This is a genomic window from Chloroflexota bacterium (assembly GCA_009840625.1).
Taxonomy (GTDB): Bacteria; Chloroflexota; UBA11872; order UBA11872; family VXNJ01; genus VXNJ01.
In genome coordinates this window covers 1-2,896 of sequence record VXNJ01000014.1, presented here as the reverse complement: position 1 = coordinate 2,896, position 2,896 = coordinate 1, and the positions used below count along the sequence as shown (strand labels likewise).

At 66.7% G+C, this 2,896-nt stretch carries 3 pseudogenes (1 of these 3 cut by a window edge); all 3 read right to left on the bottom strand.

Annotated features, from left to right (window positions below):
• Positions 1–1,506, bottom strand: a pseudogene (locus tag F4X41_08330) (hypothetical protein); it reaches 360 nt to the left of the window's first position.
• Positions 1,507–1,628: 122 nt separating this feature from the next.
• Positions 1,629–2,733 (bottom strand): annotated as a pseudogene (locus F4X41_08325) (peptide chain release factor 2).
• An 83-nt stretch (positions 2,734–2,816) separates the two neighbouring features.
• A pseudogene (locus F4X41_08320) lies at positions 2,817–2,896 on the bottom strand (nuclease).

Genomic DNA, 2,896 nt, shown 5'->3' with positions numbered 1-2,896 from the left:
CCACCGGCTCACCACGGCCGCCCGCCCCAGTTGGTAAAACCCCCCCGGGCCCCCGGGGGGGGCCGCGGCGGGCCCCGCCCCCCCTGGGGGCGGGGGGGGGCGGGGCGCCCCCCCCAACGCCGGCCGCGACGAAGAGCGGCGGTAGGCCAGGTAACCGATGAGTCCGAAAAGTGCGATCACGGTCAGACCGGTAATTGCTATGAACGCCCGCGTTCCGGCGTCGGCGGGAGGCAGTTCGGGGCTGCCAATCAATGTGTCGGCGGGGGTTATTTCGGCATCCGCGGCGACATCCTCCAGCGGCAATTGCGGATCGGGGTCATCGCTAGGACCGGCCGTCTGCACCGGTGCCCCCGCCAGCCGGTTTTCGTCTTCGGCGGCGGCGAGATCGTCTTCCAGGAATTCGCGCCACTGGTTTTCCAGGGTGAACGCGTCAATCCCGTAGGCGGCCATCAGGGCTTCGTCCTCGGTGTTGCCTTCGGACAATGCCTGCAGCATGCTGCGCAGATCTTCGATGCCGTAGAGGTTCACCAGGTACTTGACCATCGAATAGCTCTGCGCGTAGACGAGCGAGGCGCCCTCGCGGTCGATCGGCAGGTATCCCTGCAGGCCGCGCAGCGATCGCAGCCGTCCATCGCGATAGGCGGCGGCCAAGAGGCGTTCGTACGGCAGATCGTCATCGGCTTTGGCCTGAATCCAGGTGGCGACCCCCTCGTGGACCCAGGTCGGCAGGTCGCGCCAGGGATTGCGCAGGTTCTGGTCGAGGACGGCATGGGCGAACTCGTGCGTGAGCACTCCGGCCAGGGTCTCGTCCTCCGGGTCCGACTGCAGCATGATCAATTCGTATCCGGCCCGCCAGACGCCCTTGATGCGTGACTCATTGACGATTCCCAGGGCGTCATAAAGCTCGTCGAAGGTCGGATAGATGACGACCTTGAGCTGGCGCTGAAAATCGAGCCCCAGGCTCTCTTCCACCAGATCGAAAGCCGTCAACGAGTCGGCCAGCGCGCGCGCCCCGAATTCGGATTCGGCGTCGTACCAGAAGACCCTGATGTCGCGATCGGACTCCACCCGCCAGGGGCGACTCGGGTCGATCGTCAGCACCCGGCGCCAGGGGGTGAGGTGATTGGTGCCGTCGGCGTCGGTGAACCGCCACTGATAGTGGAATTCGATTCCGGTAACCAGCCTGCCCAGCAAATCGAGTTCGAACAGCGCGGCGATGCGGTCCTCGTAGCGCACGCTTTCGACGAACTCGATGTGCGTCCACCCGCGCTCGGGCAGCTCGAGCAGGATAGCGGTTTCCCGGGGATCTTCCCCAGTCCAGGGAACCTCGACGTACAACTCCACCACGTCGTCGGCGATCTGCGGGAATTCGCGCAACACCTGGGGGCTGATCTCGACTTCCGGCGATGCCGCCCGAGCCCCGGCGATGTGTCCGGCCGCGACCAGGGCCAGGATCGCCAGCGCCAACGCGCCCAGAACGCGCCGGCCTGGCCTAATGCGAGGCATGGCTGTTTTCAAGAATGGGGTTCCCGGTGGCTAGCGGCCGTCGCCCGCAATCGGGCCCGAACTGGGATGGCGGCGCCCGCAATTCAAGTTTCGTTGATGCCGATCAGGCGGTCACCGGCCGCTTAATCGGCAGGCGCGCTGATGGTGCCGAGGTAGGAGTCAATCAGGTCGTCAAGGTCGCCGTCCAGCACCCCGGCCGCGTCGCTGGTCTCAAATCCCGAACGCAGGTCCTTGACCGAGCGGTACGGATGGAGGACGTAGGACCTGATCTGGTTCCCGAAATCGGCGTTCAGCGGCTGGCCGGCCAGCTTGGCGCGTTCGGCTTCCCGTTCGGCCTCGCGCTGGCGCAGAAGCCTGGCCGCCAGCAGCTTCCAGGCGGTTTCGCGGTTCTTGATCTGCGAACGCGAGCTCTGGCAGGTCGCGGTGATCCCGGTCGGGATGTGCGTCAGGCGGACGGCCGAATCGGTCTTGTTCACGTGCTGGCCGCCGGCGCCGCCGGCCCGATAGGTATCGATCCGAACCTCTTCGCGCGGGATTTGCAAATCGCCCTCGGCGCCGAGTTCGGGCAGGATCTCGACCCGGGCGAAAGAAGTGTGGCGGCGCGCTCCCGAATCAAACGGCGATATCCGGACCAAACGGTGAACGCCATGCTCGGACTTCAAATAGCCATAGGCCAGACGACCGACCAAACGCACCGTGACCGACTTGATTCCGGCTTCTTCGGCCGGCAACAGGTCCAGCACATCGACCTGATAGCCGCGTCGCTCCCCCCAGCGCAGGTACATCCGCAGCAGCATGTCGGCCCAGTCCTGCGATTCGGTTCCGCCGGCTCCGGGGCTGATCGAAAGCAGCGCGTTCGAAGGATCGTGCTCCCCGGACATGGCCAATTCGAACCGCCGCCGGGCGAGCGTTTCGGTCAATCGCAGCAGCGCCGATTCGAGTTCGGATTCGAGTTCCGCGTCGCCTTCGGACAGTTCCGCCATCTCGCAGACGTCGGCGATTTCGCCTTCCAGCTGCTGCCATGAATCGAGCTCGGTGCGCAGCTGCGAAATGCGGCGCATCGTTTCCGCCGCCGCCTGCGGGTCGCTCCAGAAACCGTCGGCGCCAGATTGCGCCTCCAGCTCTTCGGCCCGGTCTAGCTTGCCGGGATGGTCAAAGACGCCCCCGTAGCTGGCGAATGTCCGCCATCAACTTCTGGGCGCGTTTTGCGATCTCAGGATCTGCCATCGGTCACCTCGGGGGTTGGATCTGATCGAAAAGGGGGCCGTCCGCTCCCCGGCCGGCCCCGGCAGGCTCCCGCCATCTAAGCGCGGGCCTGCGAGCGTCGGGGGGGCCGGGGGGGGGGGGGGCGGCGGCGGGGCGGGGGGGGGGGGGGGGGGGGGGGGGGGGG